The sequence below is a fragment of the Streptomyces sp. SID3343 genome, from assembly GCF_009865215.1.
In the GTDB taxonomy this organism is placed as follows: Bacteria; Actinomycetota; Actinomycetes; order Streptomycetales; family Streptomycetaceae; genus Embleya.
Genome location: NZ_WWJX01001500.1, coordinates 1 through 515 on the forward strand (window position 1 = coordinate 1; position 515 = coordinate 515).

General features: G+C 70.5%; 1 pseudogene. It reads right to left on the reverse strand.

The features are described from left to right. Window positions 1-221, reverse strand: a pseudogene (locus tag GT354_RS47525) (PucR family transcriptional regulator); the annotation flags it as partial. Between the last annotated feature and the right edge of the window lie 294 nt (window positions 222-515).

The following is a 515-nucleotide window of genomic DNA, read 5'->3' on the forward strand; positions in this document are numbered from 1 at the left end:
GCCGCCCGCACCGCCCCCAGCGCGGCCCGCCCACGCAGCCCCACCGCGAGCAACAGGTCGCCCGGCATCGGGTGCGGCTCCTCCTCGGGGTCGAGGATCGTGACGTGCCGGACGGTGACGTCCAGGCCGCCGGCCGCGGCCACCACCCGCACGGGGCCGTCGCCCACCGGGCCGCCCAAGGTCGCGAGCAGGTCACGCAAGGAGACGCCGTCCGCCGGCACGGGGCCTCCTCGACATTGGCTGATCGGTCAACACTGGCGTTTCGACTTTAGCCGATCGGATAAACATCGAGTCCCCGACCACGCCTACCGTGGGGCCACGGCGAGCGTCCCTCCGGGTGAACCTCCACCGCATCCACGTGCACCGTCCCCGCACGTGAGCGAAGAGCCAACCGGAGCCGTCGTCGAAGCCCGCACCACGGGTCTCGACTCGGGCCGCGCCGAAAGCGACACACCCACCGAACAAGAAACACCCACCGAACAAGAAACCCCACCGAACAAGAAACCCCACCGAAC